At 67.5% G+C, this 25,669-nt stretch carries 25 protein-coding genes and 3 riboswitches; of the genes, 10 read left to right on the top strand and 15 right to left on the bottom strand.

From position 1 onward, the window contains the following. Nucleotides 1-128 precede the first annotated feature (128 nt). Both RM50_RS08570 and RM50_RS08565 read left to right on the top strand, forming a co-directional pair. On the top strand, nt 129-1,355 hold the full coding sequence (locus RM50_RS08570; RefSeq protein WP_043451793.1) for a YihY/virulence factor BrkB family protein: 1,227 nt from the start codon (nt 129-131) through the stop codon (nt 1,353-1,355). Nucleotides 1,356-1,738: 383 nt separating this feature from the next. After that, nucleotides 1,739-1,996: a hypothetical protein gene (locus tag RM50_RS08565; RefSeq protein ID WP_043451791.1), complete on the top strand. Its 258-nt coding sequence runs from the start codon at nt 1,739-1,741 to the stop codon at nt 1,994-1,996. A 177-nt stretch (nt 1,997-2,173) separates the two neighbouring features. Here RM50_RS08565 and RM50_RS08560 read toward each other — a convergent pair whose 3' ends face one another. Genes RM50_RS08560 through RM50_RS08540 form a run of 5 tightly spaced genes read right to left on the bottom strand, consistent with a single transcriptional unit; the run spans nt 2,174 to nt 6,538 of the window. Next, nucleotides 2,174-2,944, bottom strand: coding sequence for a glycosyltransferase (locus RM50_RS08560; protein ID WP_052260072.1), 771 nt, complete (start codon nt 2,942-2,944; stop codon nt 2,174-2,176). A 5-nt stretch (nt 2,945-2,949) separates the two neighbouring features. Beyond that, nucleotides 2,950-4,329: a bifunctional PIG-L family deacetylase/class I SAM-dependent methyltransferase gene (locus RM50_RS08555; RefSeq protein ID WP_043451805.1), complete on the bottom strand. Its 1,380-nt coding sequence runs from the start codon at nt 4,327-4,329 to the stop codon at nt 2,950-2,952. Continuing rightward, on the bottom strand, nt 4,323-5,408 hold the full coding sequence (locus tag RM50_RS08550; RefSeq protein WP_043451788.1) for a hypothetical protein: 1,086 nt from the start codon (nt 5,406-5,408) through the stop codon (nt 4,323-4,325). Before RM50_RS08550 ends, RM50_RS08555 begins: the two co-directional genes overlap by 7 nt. A gap of 56 nt (nt 5,409-5,464) precedes the next feature. Beyond that, nucleotides 5,465-6,154 carry an O-methyltransferase gene (locus RM50_RS08545; protein ID WP_043451786.1) on the bottom strand — a complete coding sequence of 230 codons (690 nt, stop codon included), beginning with the start codon at nt 6,152-6,154 and terminating at the stop codon, nt 5,465-5,467. A 60-nt stretch (nt 6,155-6,214) separates the two neighbouring features. After that, nucleotides 6,215-6,538, bottom strand: coding sequence for a thiamine-binding protein (locus tag RM50_RS08540; protein WP_043451784.1), 324 nt, complete (start codon nt 6,536-6,538; stop codon nt 6,215-6,217). A gap of 121 nt (nt 6,539-6,659) precedes the next feature. Between RM50_RS08540 and RM50_RS08535 the strand changes: the two genes are divergently transcribed. Together RM50_RS08535 and RM50_RS08530 are read left to right on the top strand one after the other, a co-directional pair. Then, nucleotides 6,660-7,322, top strand: coding sequence for a TetR/AcrR family transcriptional regulator (locus RM50_RS08535; RefSeq protein WP_043451803.1), 663 nt, complete (start codon nt 6,660-6,662; stop codon nt 7,320-7,322). A gap of 96 nt (nt 7,323-7,418) precedes the next feature. Continuing rightward, nucleotides 7,419-7,643 (top strand): hypothetical protein, encoded by a 225-nt coding sequence (locus RM50_RS08530; protein WP_043451783.1) that lies wholly within the window; start codon nt 7,419-7,421, stop codon nt 7,641-7,643. 42 nt (nt 7,644-7,685) lie between these two features. On the opposite strand, the gene RM50_RS20345 is transcribed toward RM50_RS08530, so the two are convergent. The 7 genes from RM50_RS20345 to RM50_RS08495 form a co-directional block, all read right to left on the bottom strand. Next, a complete protein-coding gene (locus RM50_RS20345) occupies nt 7,686-8,126 on the bottom strand; it encodes a hypothetical protein (protein ID WP_082007018.1) in 441 nt (146 codons plus the stop codon). An 81-nt stretch (nt 8,127-8,207) separates the two neighbouring features. Further along, entirely contained in the window at nt 8,208-8,465 is a 258-nt protein-coding gene (locus RM50_RS08520; RefSeq protein ID WP_043451799.1) for a hypothetical protein, read from the bottom strand. Between the two features lie 116 nt (nt 8,466-8,581). Beyond that, on the bottom strand, nt 8,582-8,893 hold the full coding sequence (locus RM50_RS08515; protein WP_043451782.1) for an AzlD domain-containing protein: 312 nt from the start codon (nt 8,891-8,893) through the stop codon (nt 8,582-8,584). Then, nucleotides 8,890-9,672: an AzlC family ABC transporter permease gene (locus RM50_RS08510; RefSeq protein WP_043451780.1), complete on the bottom strand. Its 783-nt coding sequence runs from the start codon at nt 9,670-9,672 to the stop codon at nt 8,890-8,892. The genes RM50_RS08515 and RM50_RS08510 overlap by 4 nt, the downstream gene beginning before the upstream one ends. Then, on the bottom strand, nt 9,669-10,139 hold the full coding sequence (locus RM50_RS08505; protein WP_052260076.1) for a DoxX family protein: 471 nt from the start codon (nt 10,137-10,139) through the stop codon (nt 9,669-9,671). Before RM50_RS08505 ends, RM50_RS08510 begins: the two co-directional genes overlap by 4 nt. Nucleotides 10,140-10,368: 229 nt before the next feature. Continuing rightward, nucleotides 10,369-11,781 (bottom strand): CoA transferase, encoded by a 1,413-nt coding sequence (locus RM50_RS08500; RefSeq protein ID WP_052260069.1) that lies wholly within the window; start codon nt 11,779-11,781, stop codon nt 10,369-10,371. 8 nt (nt 11,782-11,789) lie between these two features. After that, on the bottom strand, nt 11,790-12,689 hold the full coding sequence (locus RM50_RS08495) for a glycerophosphodiester phosphodiesterase (RefSeq protein WP_043451795.1): 900 nt from the start codon (nt 12,687-12,689) through the stop codon (nt 11,790-11,792). Nucleotides 12,690-12,738: 49 nt separating this feature from the next. Here RM50_RS08495 and RM50_RS08490 point away from each other — a divergent pair, with 49 nt between their 5' ends. Then, nucleotides 12,739-14,100 carry a DUF445 domain-containing protein gene (locus RM50_RS08490; RefSeq protein WP_043451779.1) on the top strand — a complete coding sequence of 454 codons (1,362 nt, stop codon included), beginning with the start codon at nt 12,739-12,741 and terminating at the stop codon, nt 14,098-14,100. A gap of 86 nt (nt 14,101-14,186) precedes the next feature. On the opposite strand, the gene RM50_RS08485 is transcribed toward RM50_RS08490, so the two are convergent. The 3 genes from RM50_RS08485 to cycA all read right to left on the bottom strand — a co-directional run bounded on the left by RM50_RS08485 (nt 14,187) and on the right by cycA (nt 17,453). Continuing rightward, complete coding sequence (locus tag RM50_RS08485; RefSeq protein ID WP_043451778.1) at nt 14,187-14,936, bottom strand: LamB/YcsF family protein; 750 nt, start codon at nt 14,934-14,936, stop codon at nt 14,187-14,189. Then, nucleotides 14,920-15,720: a hypothetical protein gene (locus tag RM50_RS08480; protein ID WP_043451777.1), complete on the bottom strand. Its 801-nt coding sequence runs from the start codon at nt 15,718-15,720 to the stop codon at nt 14,920-14,922. The genes RM50_RS08485 and RM50_RS08480 overlap by 17 nt, the downstream gene beginning before the upstream one ends. A 176-nt stretch (nt 15,721-15,896) precedes the next feature. Next, on the bottom strand, nt 15,897-17,453 hold the full coding sequence (gene cycA, locus RM50_RS08475; protein WP_043451776.1) for a D-serine/D-alanine/glycine transporter: 1,557 nt from the start codon (nt 17,451-17,453) through the stop codon (nt 15,897-15,899). Nucleotides 17,454-17,502: 49 nt separating this feature from the next. After that, a riboswitch (glycine riboswitch) is annotated at nt 17,503-17,611 on the bottom strand. Then, a riboswitch (glycine riboswitch) is annotated at nt 17,612-17,709 on the bottom strand. Between the two features lie 288 nt (nt 17,710-17,997). Further along, nucleotides 17,998-18,097, top strand: a riboswitch (glycine riboswitch). Between the two features lie 148 nt (nt 18,098-18,245). On the opposite strand from cycA, the gene gcvP reads away from it, so the two are divergent. From gcvP to RM50_RS08450, 5 genes are all read left to right on the top strand, one after another. After that, nucleotides 18,246-21,110, top strand: coding sequence for an aminomethyl-transferring glycine dehydrogenase (gene gcvP / locus RM50_RS08470; RefSeq protein ID WP_430929401.1), 2,865 nt, complete (start codon nt 18,246-18,248; stop codon nt 21,108-21,110). Nucleotides 21,111-21,121: 11 nt separating this feature from the next. Next, nucleotides 21,122-22,258, top strand: coding sequence for a glycine cleavage system aminomethyltransferase GcvT (gene gcvT / locus RM50_RS08465; protein ID WP_043451774.1), 1,137 nt, complete (start codon nt 21,122-21,124; stop codon nt 22,256-22,258). A gap of 33 nt (nt 22,259-22,291) precedes the next feature. Beyond that, complete coding sequence (gene gcvH, locus RM50_RS08460; RefSeq protein ID WP_043451773.1) at nt 22,292-22,675, top strand: glycine cleavage system protein GcvH; 384 nt, start codon at nt 22,292-22,294, stop codon at nt 22,673-22,675. Then, a complete protein-coding gene (gene glyA / locus RM50_RS08455) occupies nt 22,672-23,994 on the top strand; it encodes a serine hydroxymethyltransferase (protein WP_043451772.1) in 1,323 nt (440 codons plus the stop codon). Before gcvH ends, glyA begins: the two co-directional genes overlap by 4 nt. Before the next feature lie 161 nt (nt 23,995-24,155). Beyond that, the gene (locus RM50_RS08450; RefSeq protein WP_043451771.1) at nt 24,156-25,586 is read left to right on the top strand and encodes an L-serine ammonia-lyase; all 1,431 of its coding nucleotides are present in this window, start codon (nt 24,156-24,158) and stop codon (nt 25,584-25,586) included. Nucleotides 25,587-25,669: the final 83 nt, after the last annotated feature.

Below are 25,669 nucleotides of genomic sequence, written 5' to 3'. Positions count from 1 at the left end.
GACACCATCCAAAACACCTAGACCCAACCCCCACGGCACCACAAGCCGATAACCCCAACCAGGCAGGCCGGCACCGCCACCCGCGGAGCCGGCCTGTCCCGCTTCGCCCCTGATTGAGAGGACACCCCATGGCCACTCACGACGACTCCGAAACCAGCACCGCGAAGGCGGACCAGGCTCCGGCTCCAGATGACGCAAGGAAGCCTGGCAGTCCCCGGGACCTGGACAAGCCGTCCTGGAAGTACATCACGAGGAAGACGCTCCGGGAGTTCAGCAAGGACCAGTGCCCGGACCTGGCCGCGGCCCTGACCTACTATGCGGTCCTCTCCCTGTTTCCGGCCCTGCTGGCCCTTGTCTCCCTCCTTGGCCTTTTTGGCGACCCGCAGAAGACCACCAATGCCCTGTTGGAGATTGTGCGCGGATTCGCTCCTGCCGAGACGGTGAACACCATCAGCGGCCCTGTCTCCGAACTGACCAGCGCCCCCGCCGCCGGGTTCACCCTGGTGATCGGCCTGCTGACCGCGCTATGGTCTGCCTCCGGCTATGTGGGGGCTTTCGGCAGGGCCATGAACCGGGTCTACGAAGTGGATGAAGGCCGGGCCTTCGTGAAGCTGCGCAGCACCATGCTGGCCGTCACGCTGCTGGCCGTTGTCATCGTGGCACTGCTGGCCGGCATGCTGGTCCTCAGCGGGCCGGTTTCCGAGGCGGTCGGCGGTTTGATTGGCCTCAGCGGCCCCGTCCTCCTGGTCTGGAACATCGCCAAATGGCCGGTCATGGTGCTCCTGATCATTGCCATCATCGCGGTCCTTTACTACGCCACCCCCAACGTCAAGCAGCCCAAATTCCGGTGGATGAGCATGGGCTCAGCAATCGCCCTGTTCGTCTTCCTGATCGCTTCGCTCGGTTTCGGCTTCTACGTGGGGAACTTCGGGAACTACAACAAGACCTACGGCGCCCTGGGCAGTGTCATCATCATGCTGCTGTGGCTCTGGATCCTGAACATGTCGTTGCTTTTCGGCGCGGAGTTCGACGCCGAGGTGGAGCGTGGACGTGAACTGCAGGCCGGGATCAAGGCGGAGGAAACCATCCAGCTGCCGCCGCGCGACACCAAGAAGAGCGAGAAGCTGCAGCAGCAGATCGAGGAAGACATCAAGCACGGCCGTGAACTCAGGGAGAAGTACAGCTCGGAGAATGGCCAGTCCGGTTCCGGTGAGGACCGCGACGGGGAGCCTGGTGGGGACGGCCAGGACCGTTACCCGGGTGAGCGGCACCGCGACCGGGTCCGCGAAAAGGTCCAGCACCGGGCCGCGCAGGACGGGTCCGACGACGGGCGGCGGCCGGGCGCCGGCGCTTAGGAGGCCATCCGCTCCCCGGAGCAGGGGACACCGAGCTGAAGGGGCCACCACAGCAAGGGCCGCCACAGCAAGGGACTAGGCAGGACCTTCACAATGGAGGAAAATTCATTGTGAAGGTCCTGTTGAGGTTTCCCGGGCTGTTGGAGGTCCGGGGCTATGCGGGGTCGGCGGTGAGATGGCCTCTTCTGAGACCGAGGCCAGTCCCCCCAGTCGCCGTCGGCCCCCCCTCATCCTCGTTGTCCGGCTCGTCCCCGGTAAGCCCCGCGACTGGACAAAAAGCAGTGAACTGCAATACTTTCGTGTGTACCTCGCCGGGATCCTCGGATACCGGTTGGTCCGCTGAAGCAGACGGCGGCATCATGGTCAACCCTTTATGAGCGGACATGCCTGCTACCCATTTTGAACAGTTTCTTGCCGAAGCAGTTGTCCCGGACAGGGAGCCCGGCCTGGGCCTCGGACGAGACGAGCTGTATGGCCTTTATACGAGTTGGTGCCTCCTGCACAAGGCTGAACTCCAGCCACCGGCCGCCCTCTGGGAGGCTATGCAGGACGCCGGAATCAACCCTGACAGCAACAACCTGTCCATGACCGGGCCAGCCGCTGCCGACTACATTGTGGCCAGCGCTCCGGACCTGGTGTAGCGTCCGTTAAACCGGCCTGAAGACCAGGGCACCTGAACAGCGCCCGGCGAATCAGGCCGCCAAGAACCAAAAACAGGAACCATAAGACCGGGGACCAAGTCCCTGAAGCGAAGGGCTGTTGCCGTCCAGGCAGCAGCCCTTCCGCCGTCCCCGTTCGGCCGGCTTGTCCGGGGCCTGCTATGGCTGCGCCAGTGCCAGGAGGTAGGCGGCGAAACCGCGCGGCGCCCTCCCTGCGGTCCGTCCCGAGGTGAGTACCCGCGTGCTGTCAGTGCTGACAACGGCAGCTCCGCTGCTGCGCAGCCGATCCACCAGCGTGCGGTCCTCGTCAAAGTCAACGGTGGGAAATCCGCCCACTGCAAGGTAGGACGAGGCGCGGACTCCGAGGTTGGCCCCATAGACATGGGCGTGCTGCTCCACAAACACATGCCTGGCGTGCCAGCGGGCCAGCAGCTCGTGGTGGGTGCTGGCGGGGTCCGGCTGCACGGTGCCGAGGACCACGTCGGCTCCGGCGGCAGCCAGCTCCAGCTGCCGCACCAGCCAGTGTTCCGGGACGCTTGAATCGGCGTCCGTGTTGGCCAGCCAGACATCCCGCAGCGCCTCAGCTGCCGTCGCTGGGCCCGCATCCGCAGGCCTGCCGGCGCAGGCCAGGGCTGCCTGGACCCCGGCCCGCCTGCTGTTGCCCACGCTCCGGTGACTGACGGGCAGGATCAGCCAGCGGTCGTCCTGCCCAGCACATGTTTCGGCCATCTGGAGGGACCGGTCCGTACAGCTGTCCAGGACAAGGACCACCTGCACGGCCACACCCGGAAATTCAGCATCGACGCGGGCCGCCGCGGCGCAGACAGCTGCGAGCGCCCGTTCCAGATGCACTTCCTCGTTGTGCACGGGAATGACCACGGCCACCTGGTTAATAGCGTTCGGCCCTGTGCCGATTCCCCCGGGAGCCATCAGCGTCAGGCCCTGTCCCCGCGGTCCGGGCCAGCAAGCACTTCCAGTACGAAGTCACGTTCCTGGTAAAGGCCTGTGGTCCGCCAGCCCAGCCGCTGCCGGGCCAGCGCGTGGACGGTATCGCCGTCGAGTTCCCAGCCCGCGATGGGGTGCCGCCAGTGGCACAGCAGCAGGGTGCCCCCGGGGTCCACGGACGCTTCGATCCGGTCCCACAGCTGGCCCAGCTCCTCCCGGGACAGGTAGTAACCAACTTCGGAAACCACCACCAGGTCAAAGGAACCCTCAGGCCAGGAAGCGGGAAGGACCATTTGCTCCACCCGGACACCCGGACGGCCGGCCAGCAGTTGCCCGGCACGCCGCACCGCAACCCCACTGGCATCCACCGCCAGCAGGCTGCCGCAGCGGTCAGCCAAACCTTCGGTCAGCATCCCGATGGAGCAGCCCACTTCCAGGCCGTGCGCATAGGATTCAGCCGGCAGCACAGCCAGGGTGAGTGCTCTCTTGCGGCGCTCGTACCAACTCCCGGCGTAGTTCCAGGGGTCCGGAGCGCCGTTGTGGACGCCGTCGAAGACGGCCTCGGCATCATGGCTGGAATAGGGGCGCCGGGACGCGTCCTGCGCCGGCGTCCAGGCGAAAACTTCGTAGCCGCGCGAGAAGTGCTCCAGGAAGTCACCGCCCAGCAACGCCTCGTCGCCGGGCAGGGGAGACAACGGCTGCACCTGTGTGGCATGTTCCGCCATCGCCAGTTTCTTGGCCGTGCGGGCCGGTCCATCGAGATGGAACCGGACCCACCGCCGCCAGTCTCCGCCGTGCGGCGCGGCCCAGTGCCAGAACCAGATGGGGTACTCCAGCAAGGCGTGGCCATCCTGCCGGGCAACCTGCGCGGCCACGGCACCCAGGGCATCGTGGTCACCGTGTCCGTCGGACCGGTAAGGCGCCACGATGGCGAGCCGGTCCGGCACACCGGGGAGCCGCTGGATGGATTCCCGGACAGCTGTGGCAATGGCTTCCGCGTGGGCTTGGAGTCCGCGGTCTGGCAAGCCGATGAACGTCCAGCGGTCCTTCAGGCCGAGCGCGGCAAGGGCCGCCGCAAATTCCGTCAGGCGCGCCTGTGCGAGTTGCTCCGGAGTGGTGGTCGGCGAGGCCGGATGCGAGCCCTCCCCCGCTGTGCAGAGCACCACCTCCATCTGGGCTCCGAGTGCAGCCAATGACGCCATGAGGCCGCCGGCGCCAAGCGTTTCATCGTCCGGATGCGCGGCCAGGACCACGAAGTGCATGGCCGCCAGTTCGGCCGGATTGAGTGGCAACTCGGGCGCCGCGCCCAGTCCGGCAGCGTCCCAGGCTGCCGCGCCGGTGCCCGGGTCTGTGTGCGAGAACGTCACCACGGGCAATCCCCCTTCAGGGTGAGCCGTCCCAATTGGGCGTCGTCACGGGCGCCGTGATGCTGCCGGACATAGAGCGCCAGGTCGGCCATCCTCTTGGCGTACGGTTCGTCGAAGGCGAGCGGCCCTGGACCCCGGTTGGAGCCCACCAGGTGAAGGACACGTTCGACGGCGGCAGCAACGGTCCCGCGTATGCGCTGGGCCTCGCTCCAGGTGCTTTGGCCCGCACCGCCGCCCAGGGAACCGTCGTCGATGGCCGCCGCGGTGCGCGCGAGGTACTGCAGGGCAGCGGTGAGCGTGCGGTCCGTCTCGCCGAGCGCGGCGAGGGCCACCTGGTCGGGCTCCCGCCCGGCGCCGGCACCTGCCAGCAGACCGGCCCGGAAATCCCGTGCGGCGCCCACTGCCCCGCCCAGCCAGCATGCAGCAACGCCCATTCCGCCCCATGCGAACCCTGGCCGGCTGTGGTACCAGCCGGTTCCACCCAGCAGCGTGGCCGGGACCCGGTCGAAGTGGACCGTCCCGCTGGGTATCTCCCGCAGGCCGCGCGCGATCCATGCCGGTTCCTCACACTCCACCCCGGGCTGCCGAAGATCGACCGCGAAAGCTGCCCGGCCGCCGTCGTCCGTGTGGGCGGTGATGACCGCGCAGTCCAGGTGGGCAGTCAGGGAACACCAGGGCTTGGACCCGCTGAGGAGGGTGCCTGCGTCCGTGGACCGCGCTTCCAGCCCGGCTCCCGGCGCCTCAGCTGCGAACACGCCCCAGGTGTTGCCGGTACCATCCGGCAGGGGCTTGTCGGCAGGAAACTCCCCGGCGGCCTGGGCCAGGATGGCAATGGCGTCCAGGTGCGGCTCCAGGACGCGGGCTGCGGCCACATCGATGGCGGCGGTTGATGCCAGGAGCTCCCACAGGACCACGGTCTGCCCCTCACCGGGGCGCGGCCAGGCCCGTCCGGCCTCAGCGGCCAGGGCCAGCAGGGCAGGAACGTCACCGGCTGCGGCGGCCACGGATTCGAGGAAGGGTATCCACGGGGAGGGAGCTGTGGACGTGGAGTCGAGGAGCACGGGGGCAGGGGCCGCTGGCAAGAAATTCCTCCATCCGCAATGCCCGGCCGGACACCGGACGCATCTACACAGCTTACTTAGTGTTTATGCGGAAGGATGCGTGCCAGGGCAAAACCGTCCCAGCCTTTGGAGCCGACGGTCTGGATGACGGTGGCGTCCAGCCGGGGGTGCTCGCCCAGCAGCTTGAGCGCGTCGATGATCCCCTGGGCGTTGACGGGGTCCATGCCGGGGTCCAGGACGGCCCCTTCCCAGATGGTGTTGTCCAGCACCACGGTGGCGCCCGGCCGGCCCAGTTTCACTGCCCAATCAAGGTAGCGGCTGTTGTTCTGCTTGTCGGCGTCGATGAAGATGAAGTCGAACGGCTCCCGCTCCTCTTCCTCAAGGGCCGCCAGGGTTTCCAGCGCGGGGCCCAGCCGGATCTCCACCCTCTCGCCCAGGCCCGCGGCGTCGATGTTCGCCCAGGCCACCTCGGCATGCTGCGGAAGGTATTCGCAGGTAACCAGCGTGCCGTTGTGCGGAAGTCCCCGGCCCATCCAGATGGTGCTGTAGCCCGCCAGCGTCCCGATCTCCAGGATGCGGCGGGCTCCGGTGAGCTGGACCAGGAGCTTCAGGAGTTTCCCGGCATTTGGCGCCACCTCAATGGCGGGCATTCCGGCTTCTGCTGCACTGTGGATGGCCTGCTGGACCGCCGCATCCGGATGCACCACGGTCCGGGAGAGGAACTCCTCCGTGGCAATCCATTCCGGCCGCGGCTTGTGCTCGAACATGGGCACAGTTTGGCACGCAACCATCCGGCGGTCCAGACACGCGCGCCCCTCGTGGCAGGCTTAGGGCTCCTGCGCCAGGGCATTCTCCAACCGGTCCACCTTGGCCGTCAGCTCGCCGCTGTAGCCGGGCCTGATATCGGCCTTGATCACCAGCGAAACGCGGCTGCCGTACTGTCCCACAGCCTCGGTGGCGCGCTTCACGACGTCGAACACCTCATCCCATTCGCCTTCAATCGTGGTGAACATGGAATCCGTCTGGTTGGGCAGCCCTGACTCCCGGACGATCTTCACGGCGGCGGCAACGGCGTCGTGCACCGAAGCGTCGTTGGGCCGGGACCCTTCGCTGGGCACGCCTGACGGAGCAACAGAAAATGCAAGCAACATGCCCCAAGTCTCCCACGCAGTTCCCGGCGGCCGGGGGCCGGAAACGACTGTGCGCCGTCACATAAGCCGCTACCCCGGAGTAACCATGGTGGCCGAAGGCTCCGTTGCTACCCTTTTGGGCATGAGCCTCGCAGTCGCCCGCAAACCCCTCCGCGCAGACGCAGCGCGGAACGTGGACAAGATCATCACGGCGGCGCGCCAGTGTTTCCGCGAGTTCGGCCCGGACGTGCCCCTCCAGACCATCGCCACCACGGCCGGCGTGGGCCCGGCAACGCTCTTCCGCAATTTCGCGGACAAGGAAGAACTGGTCCTGGCAGCGCTTAACAGGCAGCTCCGGCTTACCGTGGACCCGGTCATGGAGGGCGCCCTGGCCGACATCGACGCTGCTGCCGGCTTGCTCCGCGTCCTCGAGGCCCTGATGGGAGCCGCCAGCGACGACGCCAACCTGCTGTGTGCCGTGGCCGGGCGGCGTGAGCTGCTCACCGGCATCACCGGTTCGCTCATGGAGTCGATCAGTATCCTGCTGGCGCGCGGGCAGGGCCAGGGAAGCCTGCGCACGGACATCACCATGACGGATATCTTCCGGCTGCTCGCCATGCTGATCGGCGTGGTGGACACCATGGAACCGGGTTCGGATGCCTGGCGGCGGCCGCTGGCGCTGGTGGAGGACGCCATCCGGACAGTCCGCCCGTCCCGCCCGCTTCCCGTGCTTGTCCCCGTCCCGGCCCCGGCGGCGGCAGCTCTTCCGGGCGGCGCCATTGTCGGCGCACAACAGGTGCAATAAACTCAGAGCGGGGTTAGGCAGCCAGCCTCAGTACTTCCAGCTGGAGCGACCCATGAATCCATTGGTGCCATTCCGCCGTTCAACGGCTGCACGGCGATGACCCATTCAAAGCTTCTCCACTACTTGAACGATCCCCGCGGCCCGGAGGAAGTCCTGCCGACACTCAGCCCCGGGGAACTCGTCGAACTGCTTGACGCCCTTTTCCAGAACCTCGACACCCCTGAACCTGAGTTTGGTGCGCAGGTCTGGTATGAGATGGGCGTGGAAGAAACGTGCCGCAGGGCGGTTTCCCCTGGCGGCAGCGCACACGGCGTGGCATAAGCGGGCCCGCGGGGCCGCCTGTCAGGCCAGGATGGCCAGGCGTCAGGCCCCGTCCCGTTCTTCTTCAACCCCGCCGTCCCCGGACTGGCGCGATTCCTGCTGCCCGGCAGGGGTATCCACCTGCCTGGGCTGAGCATGTTCCGGCCCGGCATGTTCCGGATGTGCATGTTCCGGCTCGCCGTGGGCGGAATGCCCGTATTCGGAATGCCCTTGGCCGCCATGCTCGTGGAACTCGTTGGGGATGTGGTGCTTTGCATCCATCAGGTGCTGCTGGAGTTTTTCCTCGGCGTCCCGGCGGCGCCTCGCCGTGTCCCGGAGTTCCCTGGTCGATTCCGAGCCGGACGGATCCAAATAGACAGGGCGCAGCTTACCGGTCTGCTCGGCCGGAGGCACCGCGGAACCCGGTTCACGGGCAGCGCCCGCCTCCGAAGCCCCTTCGCCGCGGGCGTTGTGCGGACCCGAAGGCCGTGATTGTTCGTCCATCTCGATTCCTCCTTGCTGGCCGCCTGGTGTGGGCTGCCTCTGTTCCACTGCACCACAAGCGGCGACCGGAATGGCGGGCGGTCAGGCGTCGCCCGTTTCTCCCCGCTTGCGGATTTCCCGGCGCACCAGCGCCTGCAGTGCTGGAACGGACGACGACGGGTCAAGGTCGAGTGCGTGCTGGAGCCTCCTGGAGAGCAGTTCCAGATCCTCCTCCGGGACCTCCGCGAGTCCGGAAAATCGTTTGAAAAAGCGTTTGGCCGGGAGGCCGGCGCGGCGCCGGCCGTTCTTGTGCCGGGGGCTGCCGGTCAAGCCGCCCGCGGGATGCAGCTGATTTTCCATGGTTGCCGTTTCAACGTGAATGCCATGGCCAACTGCATAAGCCTTATTCATAGTACCGCCGGGTCCGGTCCAACCATGTGATGCCGGTCACTACAATCGGGTAAAGTCCCGCACCGTCAGTTCCAGCCCAGCATCCTCAGCAGCGCGGCCGCGCCCGCGCCGGCCATGACCACCACAAGGAAGGGAGCCCGCAGCACCAGCGCGAGGGCGGCAGCCGCAAGCCCCCCGAGCCTGGCGTCGGCGGCCAGTCCCTGGCCGGAGACCACGGCGTTCACCACGGTCAGCGAGGCAAGCAGGCCGATGGTCATGGTGCCCGCGATGCGCGATGTGCGCGGGTCTTCCAGGAAGCGTGCGGGAACGAAGTAGCCCACCAGTTTCCATCCATAGGCGAGGGCGCAGGCGATCAGCAGCCAGATCCACAGGCTCATGTGTCCTCCCCCGGCTCCGGGTGCTCCGTGCGCTGTCTTCCAGGCCGGCCGGCACCGGCCGCGTCCTGGCGGTGCCCGCCGTACGGCTCGATGTCCGGCTCAAGGCCCTCGTCGCGGCGCCCATGGCTGAACCAGCCCAGAAGCGCGGCCACCAGGGCGGCCACCAAAATGGGTATGCCGGCGGGCACGAAGGGGACAGCCACCACCGTGGCCACGGCGCACACCACGGCGATGGCGATGGGTTCCCGGCCTTTGAGCCGGGGCCAGAGCAGTGCCAGGAACGCGGCGACGGCGGCCCCGTCCAGCCCCCATTGCTTCGGATCGCCCAGCCCGCTTCCGGCGAGCGCGCCGACGGCGGTGAACAGGTTCCACAGCACGTAGACGCCGACCCCGGCGGTCCAGAAGCCGCGCCGCTGCTCGTCCGGGTCGGTCTGGCCGGTGCTGGTGGCCGTGGATTCGTCGATGGTCAGCTGCGCACCGACGTACTTCCGCCAGCCGGTGGGCCGCAACAGTGCGTTCAGCTGCATGCCGTAGATGCCGTTGCGCATGCCCAGCAGGGTCGCGGCACTCATGGCCGCGATGCCCGTGCCGCCACCTGCCACGACGCCGATGAAGGCGAACTGCGAACCGCCGCTGAACAGGAGGAGGCTCAGGGCCATGGCCTGCCAGAAGCTGAGCCCGGACGTCACGGCGAGCGCCCCGAAGGAGACACCGTAGAGGCCGGTGGCGATGCTGATGGAGATGCCCACCCGGACAGCCGGCGAGGCCAGCAGCTTCATGGCCGGATTCCGGATCCCTGTCCCGGACCGGCCGGCCTGCGCAGGCTCCAGGCCCAAACGATCAGCGGCGCCTGCAGGGGGAGCCTGGCAGAGTGGATCTTCCGCCGGAGGGGTGTTCCGTGGGGACCGTACGCCCTCACCAGGGCATCGACGTGTCCGGCAAGGAAGGCGGTGAACATGGCGGTGAGGGCCGTGGCCGTCAGTTTCCGGGTGGGCGGGAGGAGGATTCCGACGGCGGCAGCCAGCTCCAGGAGGCCGCTCACGGCGATCCACTCGTCCCGGGACAGGACGGCCAGGGGGTGCTGGGCCGGAGTGTCCTGGTGGGCGCCGTCACGGGTGTTTTCAGGCCCCGTGTTGGCCTGGCCAGGTTCCGGGTCCTGGCGGCACAAATACCCCGGCACCACATCCCGGTAAAAACCGGGTTCCCGGAAATGCTTGCCGGCGCTTGCCAGCAGCAGCGCCGCCATTGCCGCAGCGGACAGGCTGTGAAGCGGCAGGCTGTGAAGGGACAGGCTGTGAAGGGACAGGCTGTGAAGGGACAGGCGGGGGATGGACAGGCCCTTGAGAGCAGTGCCGGGCCAGGGAAAAGACATGGAACAACTCAACCACAGCCACGGCGGAGCCCCGAACCCGCGGCCAGGAACCAAGGGCTGCAAACAGGGAAGTGCGCGGGCTGAAGTGCGGCTGCGGTGCCGCTCAGAGCCACACTGGCTGTGAGCCTCCGTACGGCGGTGGCGGGAACAGGTAATCCAGCGGCCGGCCCGCCTCCATCAAGGGCGGACCCACATACCGGAGCTCCCCGTAGCTGCTGGATACTGACCCGTAGGCGGGCGGTGGCAGCTCAGCCGGGCTCTCCGTATTGGGTGGAAGGGAAAACAGTTCTTCGGCCGTCCGGGCGAGCGAGAGGTGTGCCGCACCGCCCGTGCCCGTCTGCCGCCGCAGCTCCAGGAGCCGGACAGCTGCCGCGGCCACCCCGTAGCCGGTGGCGTGGTCCAGCGCCTGGACGGGAAGGGCACCCGGGCGCCACCCCCCGTCGTCGTTCTCTGTGCCGTAAAGGTGGGCGATCCCGCAGGCCGCCTGGACGATGCTGTCGAAACCCCGCAGATGGCTCCATGGTCCGGCGCTGCCCCAGCTGTTGAGCGTGACCACCACCAGCGTGGGGTGCGCTGCCAGCAGGTCCCGCGGGTTGAGCCCGAAGCGGTCCAGGGCGCCGTGCCGGTAGCCGGTGACCACCACGTCCGCGGCGGCCAGGAGTTGCTGCAGCCGTGCCTGGTTCTCCGGGACGGTGAGGTCGGCCTCCACGCTCCGTTTACCGAAGGCGGTGTCCACGAACTGGTCTTCGATCTCGGGGAATTGAGGAGGATCGATCCGGAGGACGTCGGCCCCCAGCGCGCCCAACAGCCGGGTGGCGACAGGTCCTGCGATCACCCTGGTCAGGTCCAGGACGCGCAGCCCCCTGAGGGGCGGGGCGTCCGCGGGCACGCTCGTCCCGGCTCCCCGGCCGGCACCGGCGCCCGTTGCGGCACCGGCGCCCGTTGCGGCACCGGCGCCCGGGCCGGCACTCCCTTCAGCTGCAAGGTCCTGCAGCCCCAGGCCTGATGGTGCTCCATCGGCAGACTCCAGCGCGATCCAGGGACCCTGCCTTGCAGCCTGGCCCATGGCAGAGTCCTGCCAGTCACCGCGTGTCCTGACGGCGGCGGCGATTCCGCCGCGGCCTTGGATGGCGGCTTCTGCGTCCCGGGAAAACATGGCCTGCAGTGCCTCCTCCGCGCCTGCTGCCGAGGAAGCACCCAGCGCCTGCAGAAGCCGCTGCTCGTGGTGCGGATAGTTGGCATGCAGCCGGATCCAGCCGTCGCGGGTCCGCCGGAAGCCGGAGAGGGGCGCGAAACCCTGCGGCCGGCGGCCGGCAATCCGCAGGTGACCGAACGAATCAAACGCCGCTCCGGCCAGGGCTGAGGTGGTGCTGAACCGGCCGGGAGCAGCGGCGTACCGGTTCAGGGCGCCGGCCGCGGCAGCCACGGAATGCAGGGCAAGTCCTTCGACGTCGAGCGGCCCCGCCCACCACCGGCGCGGCGAGTATGGCGCGTGTGCCCGGCCGATGGCGTCCACGGCCGCCGCTACTTTCCCTGCGGCGAGGCCACGCGGAGCTGGTCCAGGACACGGGCCGGCACATTGGTGGTGATCTCGTGGATCCCCAGCTCCTGGCAAAGAGCCACATCCTCCGGCGCGTCGACGGTCCACACCCTGAACCGCGTTCCCGATTCCAGCCAGCGTCGCACGGTGGCCGGCCGCTCCCTGACATAGTCGATCCCGGGGCCGGCCATTCCCACTTCCCGCTCGTCCAGGATCCGTTCGCCCTCCAGCTGCGTGGCTTTCATCAGGTTGGCGACGGCGCTTCCGGTGATCGGTCCCAGGCCCAGGCCGCCGCGGATCTCATGGATGGTGAGGTCGTCCACCAGTTGGCAGATGTACTGGGGCGGAACGGAACCGAGCAGGTGGCGGACCGAATCAGGGCTGAAACTCATGAAGGTCACCGCCACGTTGTCCACCGTTGAGCTTTGCGGGTCCCAGCCCTCGCTGCGGAGGACCTCCAGCACCCGGTCCTCGAGCTTCAGCTGGTAGGGGCTGGGATGCTTGAGCTCGATGGCGAGTTTCACCGGCCGGCCGGCCCCGCGGAGGATGTCCAGCAGTTCCGGAAGGGTCAGGAGCTGTTCCGACCGTGCTCCGTAGTTTGCCGGGATCCGGACACCTTTCCAGGACGAGAAGTCCAGCTGGCGCAGCTCATGCAGTGTCCGCTCCGCCACCGGTCCCGTCCCGTCCGAGGTACGGTCCAGGTTGGCGTCGTGGAGGAGGACCACGTGCTGGTCCCGGGTCAGGTGGACATCGCATTCCACGCCGTCGGCCCCGTCCGCCAACGCCTGCAGGTAAGCGGCCCGGGTGTGTTCGGCGTAGGCGCCGCTTGAACCGCGGTGGGCAAAGACCAGCGGCCGCTGCGGCACTGACTCGTCAATCGTCATGGACACACGGTAGCCGACCGGCCCCCGGCTTCGGGGCTAGGCTTGGCATATGCAGGTGAACTCTGAGGCAACTACTGGGCCAACCACGCAGGAAGCACCCTCCGAAGCTGCGCAGGAGGTGGGTCCGGGCACCCGGGCGGCAGGCGCCGTCGTACGCCAGCAGTCCGGTTCCGGTGACGCCGAAAAGGCGGCAGCGCTGCGGAAGATGAAGCTGCTGGCGCTGAGCCTGCTGATTGCCATGGCCGTGATTTTTGTCTTCGCGTTCGCCCTGCAAAAGGACTACCCGTGGCTGCAGTACGTGCGGGCCGCTGCCGAGGGCGGCATGGTTGGTGCGCTGGCCGACTGGTTCGCCGTGACGGCCCTGTTCAGGTACCCCATGGGCATCAGGATCCCGCACACCGCCATCATTCCGCGGCGCAAGGACCAGATCGGCGCCTCCCTGGGCGAATTCGTGGAGACCAACTTCCTGTCCGAACAGGTGGTGCAGGACAAGCTGGCAAGCGTCAACATCGCCCGCCGCGCGGGCCAATGGCTGGCCGCCCCCGGCGGCGCCGACCGGGTGGCAAAGGAGGGTGCCGCCGTGATCCGCGGCGCCTTCAAGGTATTGAATGACGACGACGTCCAGGCCGTCATCGAGGGCATGGTCCGCAAGCACCTGCTCACACCGCCGTGGGGACCGCCGGTGGGCAGGCTCGCCGAGCGGATCTTCCACGACGGGCACCACCACACGCTGGTGGACCTGCTGGTGGACCGTGCCGCGGACTGGGTGGACGACAACCACGAAACCGTCACCCGCCTGGTCGCCGACCGCTCCCCCACCTGGGTGCCGCAGTTCGTGGACGGGCTCGTGGCCGACAAGGTCTACCTCGAGGTCCTGAAGTTCGTCCGGGCCGTCCAGGCCGACCCGCGCCACCAGGTGCGGCAGTCGATCGACAAGTACCTCAACGACCTTGCGCAGGACCTCCAGCATGATCCCGCGATGATCGCGCGCGCCGAGGACATCAAGGCCCAGGTGCTCGGTGACCCCGAAGTGCGCGAACTGGCATCCCGCACGTGGGGCACCGTCAAGAACGCCCTGCTGCACGCCGTGGACGATCCCGACAGTGAACTGACGGTCAAGTTCAAGGCAGCGGTACGCGATTTCGGCTCCCGCCTGGTGGACGATCCCGAGCTGGCCGGAAAGGTCAACGCGTGGATCGGCGACGCCGCGGCGTACCTGGTCCGGACCTACCGTTCGGACATCGCCGGGGTCATCACCGATACCGTGGCCCGTTGGGATGCCGAGGAAACGTCGCAGAAGATCGAACTCCAGGTGGGCAAGGACCTGCAGTTCATCCGCATCAACGGCACCGTGGTGGGCTCCCTGGCCGGGCTGGCGATCTTCACGGTGGCGCAGCTGATCTTCGGGTGAGCCGAAGGGATTCCGGCGCTGGCCATATTCCTTTTCGCCCCGCATATTTGGGGTGCGACGGGGAACCTGCGCGGCGGAAAAGTGGACTAGGCGAACGGCTCCAGCTGAACACCGGCGGCCTCAAGCCCGGCCCTGACGCGTGCTGCGAGCTCCACAGCGGCAGGCGTTCCGCTGAGGAGGCGCAGGGAATCGGGACGGACACTGACCACGGTCCCGTCCACCGCGACGACGTCGCCCTGGGTCGCCATGCGGACAGCCCGCTCTACCACCGCATCGGTGTCGTGCAGCACGGCGCCTTCGTCGGAGAGCGGGACCAGGCTGCCGTCGGCGCGGTACGCACGGTCCGCAAAAGCCTCGGTGAACACCGGATGGCCGGCCTCCTTGGCCTGCTTCAGCAGTTCGGATCCGGGGAAGCCAAGGATAGGAAGCCCCGGGTCGTAGGCATTCACAGCCGCCACCACCGCTGACGCCTGGTCGGCATCGTCAATCACGGTCTCGTACAGCGCTCCGTGCGGCTTCACGAAGTCCACCGAGGCACCCACCGCGTGGGCTACGCCGTCGAGCGCCCCCAGTTGGTACAGCACGTCGCCGAACAGTTCGTCGAAGCTCATCCCCAGCCTGCGGCGGCCGTAGCCGGCCAGGTCGCGGTAGCCCAGGTGTGCGCCAACGGTGACGTCGAGCTCGTAGGCGGCCCGGCAGCTGTCCAGCATGGTGACGGGATCGCCCGCATGGAGGCCGCAGGCCACGTTGGCGCTGGTTGCCAGCTGGAACATTGCCGGGTCGCCGCCGGCCGTCCAGGAGCCGAACGATTGCCCTACGTCAGCGTTGAGATCCAAGTGTGTTGCCTTCCAGCGTCAGGTTGTCCGGCCCGGCGGCGGCAGTCAGCTCCCCGGGGATGGTCTCCGGCATTGGCCCGAACGCCTCCCGGGCGTTCTTGGCCACCGCACGGCCCATCACGAGGTTACCGGCTCCACCCACAACGGCACCTATCCCAAACGGAAGGGCCCGGCCGAACAGGGCAGTTCCCTGGCGCTTGAGCAGGTTCCTGAGGAAGGCCTGCTGGATCCGTTTGCGGACACTGCCGAATCCCGGCACCACCATCGACTTGGACAGGGCGTTGCTCCAGGTGGTGGTGGCGCCGCCCGATGCCTGGCCGCTGAGCGTGCCGAGCAGGGCGGTGCCCTCCTCGCCAAGCATGATGGCCATGACCATGGTCCCGGCTTTTTCCGGGTTGGTCAGGCGGATGCCGTGGAGCTCCGCCAGCGACGTTGCGTAGAGTGCCGTCGCTTCCAGGAAGCCGACGGTGGCGGCCGCGGACAGTCCCAGTGACGCGACGGTCCCAACCCCGGGAACGACGGCGGTGGCACCCACCAGCGCGCCCCCACCGGCCACGGCCCGGAGGTAGTCACGCTCGGCGATGTCCGCCAATTGGGCGGCGGTGGCCCGCGGATGCCTCTTCTGCAGCCTGCGGATATAGGCGAGCACCAGCGGCCGCTGGATCTGAACTGCCTTCAGCAGCATGTTGTGGACACCGGGCTTGGGCTTGCCCTCGGCGTCGAACATTGCGTTGTGGGCGGTCTCCTGTGCGATGCGTACTGCGGGGTTGCTGCGCCGGGCCATGGTCACCTTCGTTCAAATCGACCTGCAGCGGTTGGGCTGCCGTGCATTTCCATCCTATGTGGATCAACACTAAGCATGCTGAACTTTCACGCCTGCAGCACGCGACGGGCGGGCTGCGGCGGCGGCGGGAACGGCAACTGGAGCCGGGCGCCCGCGCCGCACCCCGCCGTCGGACGTTACTTCCCGGCCTGCTGGACCTCCTCTGCCACGGCCGGGCCGTGGCCGCCGTTTTGTCCGGCGGCAGCCTGGTCGGCGCGGAGCTCAGCCCGGAAGACCTCGAAGCGGGCCAGGTGGGCGGGCCGGCGGCGCAGGATGGCCCACGCCGCGCCCAGCACGACGAACCAGACGGGCGTCACGAGCAGGGCAAGGAGCGTGTCCGGCTGGGTGGTCAGGGCCCAGAGGACAAAAGCGAAGAACGCGTAGACCACCCACACTGCCGGGATGCCGCCGGGCATCTTGAACTTCGACGCATCGTGCAGGTGCGGCCGGCGCCGGCGGAAGGCGATGTAGCTGGCAAGGATGATCGACCAGACGAAGATGAAGCAGACGGCCGACACCGTGGTCACCATTTCGAACGCCTTGCCAACGTCCTGGCCGGCGTACATGAGGACGACGCCGGAGAGCAGCAGGACGCAGGACAGGAACAGGGCGTTGCTGGGCACCTTCCTCGTGGACAGGCGGCTGAAGATGCCGGGCGCGTCGCCCTCCTGGGCAAGGCCGAAGACCATGCGGGAGGTGGAGTAGATGCCGGAGTTGGCTGAGGACATGGCCGAGGTGAGGACCACCAGGTTGACCACGGTGGCGGCGGCGCCGAGGCCGGCCAGGGAGAACATGCCGATGAACGGGCTGTGCCCTGCAGCGAACTGCGTCCAGGGGGTAACGGCCATCAGGATGATCAGTGCGCCGACGTAGAAAAGCAGGACGCGGACGGGGATGGCGTTGATGGCCTTGGGCAGCGTGCGCTCGGGGTTCCTGGCCTCGGCGGCCGTGGTGCCCACCAGTTCGATGCCCACGAAGGCGAACACGGCGATCTGGAATCCGGCCACGAAGCCCATGAATTCATTGGGGAAGAACCCGCCATGGCTCCACAGGTTGGTGAAGCTGGCGGTGCCGGCGTCGCTCTGGAAGCCGGTGAAGATCATGAAGAGCCCCACGATGATCAGCGCCGCAATGGCGACGATCTTGATGAGGGCGAACCAGAACTCGGTCTCGCCGAAGGCTTTGACGGTGGCGAGGTTCAGCAGCAGCAGGATGGCCACGGTGGCCAGGCCCGGAATCCAGAGCGGCAGGGCGGGCCAGAGTTCGCGCGAGTAGCCGGCAATGGCGATCACGTCCGCGATGCCGGTGATCACCCAGCAGAACCAGTACGTCCAGCCGGTGAAGAAACCAGCCCAGGGTCCCAGGAGGTCGGCGGCGAAGTCACTGAAGGACTTGTAGTTCAGGTTGCTCAGCAGCAGTTCGCCCATGGCCCGCATGACGAAGAAGAGCATGAAGCCGATGATCATGTACACGAAGATCACGGAGGGCCCCGCAGCGGAGATGGTCTTGCCGGAGCCCATGAAGAGGCCGGTGCCAATCGCCCCGCCAATGGCGATGAGCTGGATGTGCCGGTTGGTGAGCTGCCGTTCCAGGTGCGGGGGTTCGCTGCGGACCGCCGTGGCCGCACCGGGGTTGCGTGCTGGTTCGCCGTTGAACCGTGCTGGTTCGCCGGACGTGGGGGGATGAATCGCCATGAGGAACTCCATCGGTAAAGCGGCATTTGGGTACCGCAAAGATTGGGTTCCTCCCCGCTCTGTTGTGGACCTGAGAGTTTCCGCGTGGCCTGCTCTTGGCAGGCGGCCGCTTGCACCGTCGGTGAGCCAGGGCATGCCTGGCCGCTTTCCAGAGTTGCCTGTCCGCGGCGGTACGTGGGCCTGAGAGTTTCCTGGGGAGGGTTTGCTCCTACGGCGCCTGCTGGATGTACCCGGCAGGCTCTCCCGCCGCAGGTCAAAGGCGTATTCAGTTGGATACCGCTGCCTTTTCTGGACTGCGGTCTTCGTGCGATGGGACCGGCGCCGGCAGTCGGCCGCTCCGGATACGCTGAGCCAGCCGGCGCGGCGCCAATCCCGGGGTTCAGTGTGGTGTCCGTCACGATGGAATGTCAAACTCTTTTCGACATAACCGTTGGCCGCGCTCCTTCGGCTGCGGACGGGGCCGACGCCGCGGGCGCCCGACTTGCCATAATCAGCTATTCCCGATACCTTGTGAGCCGAATCACCCACATTTGAATAAGCCTTTCGAGCTGTGACGGGAGAGTTCTCCCGGCATCCACCGGGCAGGCGCCGTAGGAGCAAATCCTCCCCAGGAATCTCTCAGGCCCACGTACCGTCATGGCGAGGCGACTCTGGAAAGCAACCGGACTTCAATCCGGTTCACCGACGGTGCAAGCGGCCGCCTGCCAAGAGCAGGCCACGCGGAATCTCTCAGGTCCAATACAGAGCGGGGAGGAACCCATCCCATGCCGTGCCACCCCAGGCCGGCCAGACCTGGAGTTCCTCTTGACGATTCAATCGCTTCCAACATCGTTTGTTGACCGCCATATCGGCGCGCGCCGCCAGGCCGACGTCGACACCATGCTCAAAGCCGTGGGCTATGACAGCGTGGACGGCCTCGTTGACGTTGCCGTCCCCGCCTCCATCCGCCAGGAATCTGCTCTCCGCCTGCAGGACGCCCTCAGCGAGGTGGAAGTCCTCGCGGAGCTGCGCCGAATCGCCGGCCGGAACAAGACCGCCGTCCAGATGATCGGCCAGGGCTACTACGACACCGTCACTCCCCCGGTGATCCGCCGCAACATCCTGGAATCCCCCGCCTGGTACACGGCCTACACGCCCTACCAGCCGGAAATCTCACAGGGCCGGCTGGAAGCGCTGCTGAACTTCCAGACCATGGTCCAGGACCTGACGGCCCTCCCCGTCGCCAACGCCTCCCTGCTGGATGAGGCCACCGCCGTGGCCGAGGCCGTGCTGCTGATGCGCCGCGCCAACAAGGACAAGAATGCCAAGGACGGCAAGACCGTCCTCGACAGCGACGTGCTGCCCCAGACCATCGCCATCGTCCAGGGCCGCGCCGAGGCGCTGGGCTTCGAGGTTGAGGTGGCCGACCTGTCCCAGGGACTGCCCGAAGGTGCCATCAACGGCATCGTGCTGCAGCAGCCCGGCGCCTCCGGACGCGTCTGGGACCAGTCCGGCGTCATCGCCGATGCCAAGGAGCGCGGCGCGCTGGTCACCGTTGCCGCCGACCTGCTGGCACTCACCCTGATCACGCCCCCGGGCGAGCAGGGCGCGGACATCGCCGTCGGCTCCACCCAGCGTTTCGGCGTGCCGTTGTTCTTTGGGGGGCCGCACGCCGCCTACATGGCCGTCCAGAAGGGGATGGAACGCACCCTGCCCGGCAGGATCGTCGGAATCTCCAAGGACAACGCCGGCACGCCTGCCTACCGCCTGGCGCTGCAGACCCGCGAGCAGCACATCCGCCGGGAGAAGGCCACGTCCAACATCTGCACCGCGCAGGCACTCCTGGCCATCGTGTCCTCCTTCTACGCCGTCTACCACGGCCCGGACGGGCTGAAGGCGATCGCCGAGACCGTCCACCACAAAGCCAGGGTGCTGGCAACAGCGCTCACGTCCATGGGCCGGGAGCTGGCCAGCGACTCCTTCTTTGATACCCTCACGGTCCGCGTGCCGGGCAAGGCCGCCAAGGTGATCACGGCAGCCGAGGCCCGCGGCATCAACCTGCGTTTCATCGATCAGGACACCGTTGGCGTCTCCATTGATGAGACGACGACGGCGGCAACACTGTCCGCCGTCGCCGTCGCCTTTGGTGCCGGTCCGGTGGGCGACGCCCAGGGGTTCGAACTGCCCGGGGCCGTGCTCCGCACGTCCGCGTACCTGCAGCATCCGGTGTTCAACACGCACCGGTCCGAAACGCAGCTGCTGCGCTACATCCGCAAGCTCTCGGACCGGGACCTGGCGCTTGACCGCACCATGATCCCGCTGGGCTCCTGCACCATGAAGCTGAATGCCACAGCCGAAATGGAAGCCATTTCCTGGCCCGAGTTCGCCTCCATCCACCCGTTCGCCCCGGACTCCCAAACCGAGGGCTGGCGCGAACTCATCTCAGGCCTGGAAGCGGACCTCGCGGAGATCACGGGCTACGACCAGGTGTCCATCCAGCCCAACGCCGGCTCCCAGGGCGAGCTCGCCGGGCTGCTGGCGATCCGCGGCTACCACCACTCCCGCGGCGAGCAGCAGCGCAACATCTGCCTGATCCCGGCGTCCGCGCACGGCACCAACGCCGCCTCGGCCGTCCTGGCCGGCATGAAGGTCGTCGTCGTGGCCACAGCCGCGGACGGCACCATCGACCACGATGACCTGACGGCCAAGATCGAGGCCAACAAGGACGCCTTGTCCTGCATCATGATCACCTACCCCTCCACGCACGGTGTGTACGATTCCGACGTGCGGGACGTCTGCGACGCGGTCCACGCTGCAGGTGGCCAGGTGTATGTGGACGGCGCGAACCTGAACGCGCTGGTGGGCCTGGCGCAGCCGGGTAAGTTCGGCGGCGATGTCTCGCACCTGAACCTGCACAAGACCTTCTGCATCCCGCACGGCGGCGGCGGACCCGGCGTCGGCCCGGTCGCTGCCAAGGCCCACCTGGCACCGTTCATGCCCGGCGACGCGAACAAGGCCGCGCACGAGGCAGGCCACGGTGTCGCGATCAGCGCGTCCCGCTTCGGCTCCGCCGGGGTGCTGCCGATTTCGTGGGCCTACGTGAAGCTGATGGGCGGCGAGGGCCTGACCGAGGCCACCAAGTCCGCGCTGCTCGCCGCGAACTACGTCGCGTCCCGCCTGAACGAATACTTCCCGGTCCTGTACACCGGCGAGGGCGGCCTGGTGGCGCACGAGTGCATCCTGGACCTGCGCGAACTCACCGCCCGCACCGGCGTGACGGCCGAGGACGTGGCCAAGCGGCTGATCGACTTCGGCTTCCACGCCCCCACCCTGGCCTTCCCCGTCGCCGGGACGCTGATGGTGGAGCCCACCGAGTCCGAGGACCTCGCCGAGATCGACCGCTTCATCGACGCCATGATCAGCATCCATGCCGAGATCGAGCAGGTCGCTGCCGGGGACTTCACCCTGGAGGCATCCCCGGTGCGCAACGCACCGCACACGGCGGCCGCCGTCGTCAGCTCCGACTGGGACCGCGCCTACCCGCGCGAACAGGCGGCCTTCCCGGTTCCGTCGCTGCGGCAGGACAAGTACTTCCCGCCCGTGGGACGCATCGACGGCGCGGCCGGCGACCGGAACCTCATCTGCTCCTGCCCTCCGCTTTCCGAGTTCGAAAACTAAAAGGACTTCCTATGACTGAGAATTACACCGCCCTCTATGAGCAGCACAAGAAAGCCGGGGCCTCCTTCACGGACTTCGGTGGCTGGCAGATGCCGCTCAAGTACGAATCCGAACTCGCTGAACACCACGCCGTCCGCAAAGCCGCGGGGCTGTTCGACCTCTCCCACATGGGCGAAGTCTGGGTCACCGGCCCGGACGCCGCCGCCTTCCTCGACTACGCCCTGGCCGGAAAGATGTCCGCTGTTGCCGTCGGGAAAGCGAAGTACTCGCTGATCTGCAACACGGACGGCGGCATCATCGACGACCTCATCACCTACCGCCGGCCGTCGACCGAAGCGGGCGTGGACACGTACCTCGTAGTGCCCAACGCCGGTAATGCCGCCGTGGTGGCCCGCACCCTGCTGGAACGCGCCGCCAACTTCGACGTCACCGTTGAGGATGCCTCGGCAGAGACCTCGCTGGTCGCCGTCCAGGGACCGGAGTCCGAGGCGATCCTCCTGAAGCTCGTCCCCGCCGAACAGCACCACCTGGTGTCGGACCTGAAGTACTACGCCGCGGTGGAAGTGGCCATCAATGGACAGGACCTCCTGGTGGCGAGGACCGGCTACACGGGCGAGGACGGGTTCGAAATCTACGTTCCCAACCTGGAGGCGCCCGCCCTCTGGGAGGCACTCCTGGACGCCGGCGCCGGCCACGGGCTCATCCCCGCCGGACTCGCCGCCCGCGACTCGCTGCGCCTTGAAGCAGGCATGCCGCTCTACGGCAACGAACTCTCCCGCCACACCAACGCCTACGCAGCCGGGCTGGGCCCCGTGGTGTCGCTGGCGAAGGAAACCGACTTCGTGGGCAAGGAGGCACTGGCTGCCATCAAGGCCGCAGGGGTCGGCTCCACCATCGGGCAGAAGCTGGTGGGCCTCAAGGGCACCGGCCGGCGCGCAGCCCGCGCCCACTACCCTGTCCTCAAGGACGGCGCCCTGGTGGGCGAAGTAACCTCGGGCCAGCCCTCCCCCACCCTCGGCTACCCCGTTGCCATGGCCTACGTTGAGGTCGAATATGCCGAGCCCGGCACCCTCCTCAACGTCGACCTCCGCGGCAAGCCCGAACGCTTCGAAGTCGTGGCCCTCCCGTTCTACAAGCGCCAAAAATAACCCACCGAACTTTCACACGTAAAAGGAAGAATCATGAGCAAAGTTGTTTCTGAATTGAAGTACTCCGCCGAGCACGAATGGGTTGCCGTTGACGGCTCCGGGCCCGCGGGGATCGGCATTTCCGCGGTCGCCGCCGATGCCCTTGGCGACATCGTCTACGTTGACCTGCCCGAGGTCGGCTCCACCGTGACGGCCGGCGAGACCTGCGGCGAGGTGGAATCCACCAAGTCCGTATCCGACCTCTACGCCCCGGTCACCGGCGAGGTCATCGAGATCAACGACGGCGTGGTCTCGGACCCCGCCCTCATCAACAGCGACCCCTACGGTGCGGGCTGGCTTTTCAAGGTGGCCGTCACCGAGGAGGGCCCCCTCATGTCGGCCGAGGAATACGCAGCAGCGAACGGTGGCGAGCTGTGAGCGCCCCGGCAGAAGTGGGCGCCTTCGAGCAGGTGGCCTCCCCCAGCCTGAATGCCGACCTGTCCGCCCTGGATCCCGAAGTTGCGGCGAAGATCGACGACGAACTGGGCCGCCAGCGAGACGGCCTGGAAATGATCGCCTCCGAAAACCACACCGCAGCGGCCGTGATGCAGGCGCAGGGGTCGGTGCTGACCAACAAGTACGCCGAGGGCTACCCCGGGAAGCGCTACTACGGCGGCTGCGAGCACGTCGACGTGATCGAGCAGCTGGCCATCGACCGGGTGAAGGCACTGTTCGGTGCCGAATTCGCCAACGTCCAGCCGCACTCCGGCGCCCAGGCCAATGCTTCCGTGATGCACGCGCTGATCAAGCCCGGCGACACCATCATGGGCCTCAACCTGGCCCATGGCGGCCACCTGACCCACGGCATGCGGATCAACTTCTCCGGCAAGCTGTACAACGTGGTCCCGTACCAGGTCCGTGAGGACACCCACACCATCGACATGGCGGAGGTGGAGCGGCTGGCCCTCGAGCACAAGCCGCAGCTGATCGTGGCCGGCTGGTCGGCCTACGCGCGCCAGCTGGACTTCGCGGAGTTCCGCCGCATCGCGGACCTCGTGGGCGCCTACTTGATGGTGGACATGGCGCACTTCGCCGGGCTGGTGGCCGCCGGCCTGCACCCATCGCCGGGGCCGCACGCCCACGTGGTGACCTCCACCACGCACAAGACCCTCGCCGGCCCCCGCGGCGGCATCATCCTTTCCAACGACGCCGACATCGCCAAGAAGATCAACTCGGCAGTGTTCCCCGGCCAGCAGGGCGGACCGCTGGAGCACGTCATCGCCGGCAAGGCCGTGGCCTTCAAGATTGCCGCCTCCGAAGAGTTCCGCGAGCGTCAGGAGCGTGTCCTTGCGGGCGCCAGGATCCTGGCCGAACGGTTGGTCCAGCCCGATGTCACCGCCAAGGGCATCAGCGTCATCTCCGGCGGCACCGACGTGCACCTGGTCCTCGTTGACCTGCGCAACTGCGAGCTCGACGGGCAGCAGGCCGAAGACCGGCTGGCCGCGATCGACATCACCGTCAACCGCAACGCAGTTCCCTTCGACCCCCGCCCGCCCATGGTCACCTCCGGCCTGCGCATCGGCACCCCCGCCCTGGCCACCCGCGGCTTCGGCGAGGACGCCTTCCGCGAGGTTGCGGACATTATCGCCGAGGCATTGATCGCCGACGCCGGCGCGGACCTTTCCGGACTCCGTCACCGCGTCGAGGTCCTGGCCAAGGCGCACCCGCTCTACCCCGGCGTCGCACCCCTGTCCTGAGCCGTGGTCACCTTTGGCCCGGTGGGGCCGGCATCCTCCGCGTGCTCGGTCGCGTAGACGCCCGCTAAGCGGACGTGACGCTCCCTTAGACGCACGCTTCCGGATACCGGTCCCACAGGGGCCAGCTTTCTCCCTTCTCCGTCCAGTTAGGAACACACACCGTGGCAGTCGGCGTATTCGACCTTTTTTCGATCGGAATTGGCCCTTCAAGCTCGCATACTGTGGGGCCGATGCGGGCTGCTGCTGTGTTTGCTGAGGAGTTGAAGGCCTCGGGGAAGCTCGCGGCTGTGGCGTCGTTGCGGGTGGATCTGTATGGGTCGTTGGCCGCGACGGGGCATGGGCACGGGACGATGACGGCAGTGCTGTTGGGGTTGGAGGGCTATCATCCGGAGCTGATCCTGCCGGAAGAGGTGGAGGAGCGGCTGGCCTCGATCGCGGAGACCGGGGTGCTGACCTTGGCCGGGGCGGTGACGTTGCCGTACGGGGTGAAGGACATGGTGCTGCGGCCCTTGACGGTCCTGCCCCGGCACACGAACGGGATGACGTTCACCGTCACCGACGCTGCCGGGGATGTGGTGCATGCGGCGACGTTCTTCTCGGTCGGTGGCGGGTTCATTGTCCGTGAGGGCGAGGAGGACGCGGCGCAGCAGGAACTGGACGCGTCCAAGGAAGAGTTGCCGCTGCCGTTCCGGACCGCGGCGGAACTGCTGGAGCACTGCGCGGTGACCGGGCTGGGCATCGCGGACGTGATGTTCGTGAACGAGAAGGCCTCCCGGTCCGAGGAGGAGATCCGGGCCGGGCTGCTGCATATCTGGTCGGTGATGGAGAACTGCGTGCAGACCTCGCTCAAGCGTGAAGGGGTGCTGCCGGGCGGGTTGAAGGTCCGCCGCCGCGCCCCGGACTGGTACGAGCGGTTGAAGAAGGAAACCGCCCGCCCCGAAGACACCGACCAGGACGGCCAGGACCACTATGACCCCAGGTATTGGCAGGAGTGGGTTAACTTGGTGGCGTTGGCGGTGAACGAGGAGAACGCCTCCGGCGGGAGGGTGGTCACCGCCCCCACGAACGGGGCGGCCGGGATCATCCCGGCGGTGCTGTTCTATGCCCTGCACTTCGCCCCGGGCATGGACCAGGCCACCCAGGCCGACCGGGACGGTGTGGTGGTGCGGTTCCTGCTCGCCGCCGGGGCGGTGGGGGTGCTCTACAAGGAACAGGCCTCGATTTCCGGGGCCGAGGTGGGCTGCCAGGGCGAGGTCGGGTCCGCGTCCTCGATGGCCGCCGCGGGACTGGCCGAGGTGATGGGCGGGTCCCCGGCGCAGGTGGAGAACGCCGCGGAGATCGCGATGGAACACAACCTGGGCCTGACGTGCGACCCGATCGGCGGGCTGGTCCAGGTCCCCTGCATCGAACGTAACGCGATCGCCGCCGCGAAGGCCATCAACGCCGCGAAAATGGCGCTCTGGGGCGACGGCACCCACCGCGTCTCCCTCGACGAAGTCATCATCACCATGCGCGAAACCGGCAAGGACATGAGCGACAAATACAAGGAAACCGCCATGGGCGGCCTCGCCGTCAACGTCGTCGAATGCTGACACCCCGCTGACACCCGGCACACTCCGATTCCCCAAGAAGACAAAGGAAACAATCATGACCCTGGCACCTGAAGGCCGGAAGA

It is taken from the genome of Pseudarthrobacter phenanthrenivorans (assembly GCF_000813845.1).
Taxonomy (GTDB): domain Bacteria; phylum Actinomycetota; class Actinomycetes; order Actinomycetales; family Micrococcaceae; genus Arthrobacter; species Arthrobacter phenanthrenivorans_B.
This window is presented reverse-complemented; position numbering and strand designations above follow the sequence as displayed.

What these genes read in the sequence shown, in the direction of transcription:
- RM50_RS08480 (WP_043451777.1), bottom strand. Translation starts at nt 15,720, where the DNA reads ATGGCCCGGCGCAGCAACCCCGCAGTACGCATCGCACAGGAGACCGCC.
- RM50_RS20345 (WP_082007018.1), bottom strand. Translation starts at nt 8,126, where the DNA reads ATGGACGAACAATCACGGCCTTCGGGTCCGCACAACGCCCGCGGCGAA.
- RM50_RS08490 (WP_043451779.1), top strand. Translation starts at nt 12,739, where the DNA reads ATGCAGGTGAACTCTGAGGCAACTACTGGGCCAACCACGCAGGAAGCA.
- RM50_RS08505 (WP_052260076.1), bottom strand. Translation starts at nt 10,139, where the DNA reads ATGGCGGCGCTGCTGCTGGCAAGCGCCGGCAAGCATTTCCGGGAACCC.
- cycA (WP_043451776.1), bottom strand. Translation starts at nt 17,453, where the DNA reads ATGGCGATTCATCCCCCCACGTCCGGCGAACCAGCACGGTTCAACGGC.
- gcvH (WP_043451773.1), top strand. Translation starts at nt 22,292, where the DNA reads ATGAGCAAAGTTGTTTCTGAATTGAAGTACTCCGCCGAGCACGAATGG.
- RM50_RS08520 (WP_043451799.1), bottom strand. Translation starts at nt 8,465, where the DNA reads ATGGAAAATCAGCTGCATCCCGCGGGCGGCTTGACCGGCAGCCCCCGG.
- RM50_RS08565 (WP_043451791.1), top strand. Translation starts at nt 1,739, where the DNA reads ATGCCTGCTACCCATTTTGAACAGTTTCTTGCCGAAGCAGTTGTCCCG.
- gcvT (WP_043451774.1), top strand. Translation starts at nt 21,122, where the DNA reads ATGACTGAGAATTACACCGCCCTCTATGAGCAGCACAAGAAAGCCGGG.
- RM50_RS08495 (WP_043451795.1), bottom strand. Translation starts at nt 12,689, where the DNA reads ATGACGATTGACGAGTCAGTGCCGCAGCGGCCGCTGGTCTTTGCCCAC.
- RM50_RS08510 (WP_043451780.1), bottom strand. Translation starts at nt 9,672, where the DNA reads ATGAAGCTGCTGGCCTCGCCGGCTGTCCGGGTGGGCATCTCCATCAGC.
- RM50_RS08570 (WP_043451793.1), top strand. Translation starts at nt 129, where the DNA reads ATGGCCACTCACGACGACTCCGAAACCAGCACCGCGAAGGCGGACCAG.
- RM50_RS08515 (WP_043451782.1), bottom strand. Translation starts at nt 8,893, where the DNA reads ATGAGCCTGTGGATCTGGCTGCTGATCGCCTGCGCCCTCGCCTATGGA.
- RM50_RS08530 (WP_043451783.1), top strand. Translation starts at nt 7,419, where the DNA reads ATGACCCATTCAAAGCTTCTCCACTACTTGAACGATCCCCGCGGCCCG.
- RM50_RS08540 (WP_043451784.1), bottom strand. Translation starts at nt 6,538, where the DNA reads ATGTTGCTTGCATTTTCTGTTGCTCCGTCAGGCGTGCCCAGCGAAGGG.
- RM50_RS08560 (WP_052260072.1), bottom strand. Translation starts at nt 2,944, where the DNA reads ATGGCTCCCGGGGGAATCGGCACAGGGCCGAACGCTATTAACCAGGTG.
- RM50_RS08545 (WP_043451786.1), bottom strand. Translation starts at nt 6,154, where the DNA reads ATGTTCGAGCACAAGCCGCGGCCGGAATGGATTGCCACGGAGGAGTTC.
- RM50_RS08535 (WP_043451803.1), top strand. Translation starts at nt 6,660, where the DNA reads ATGAGCCTCGCAGTCGCCCGCAAACCCCTCCGCGCAGACGCAGCGCGG.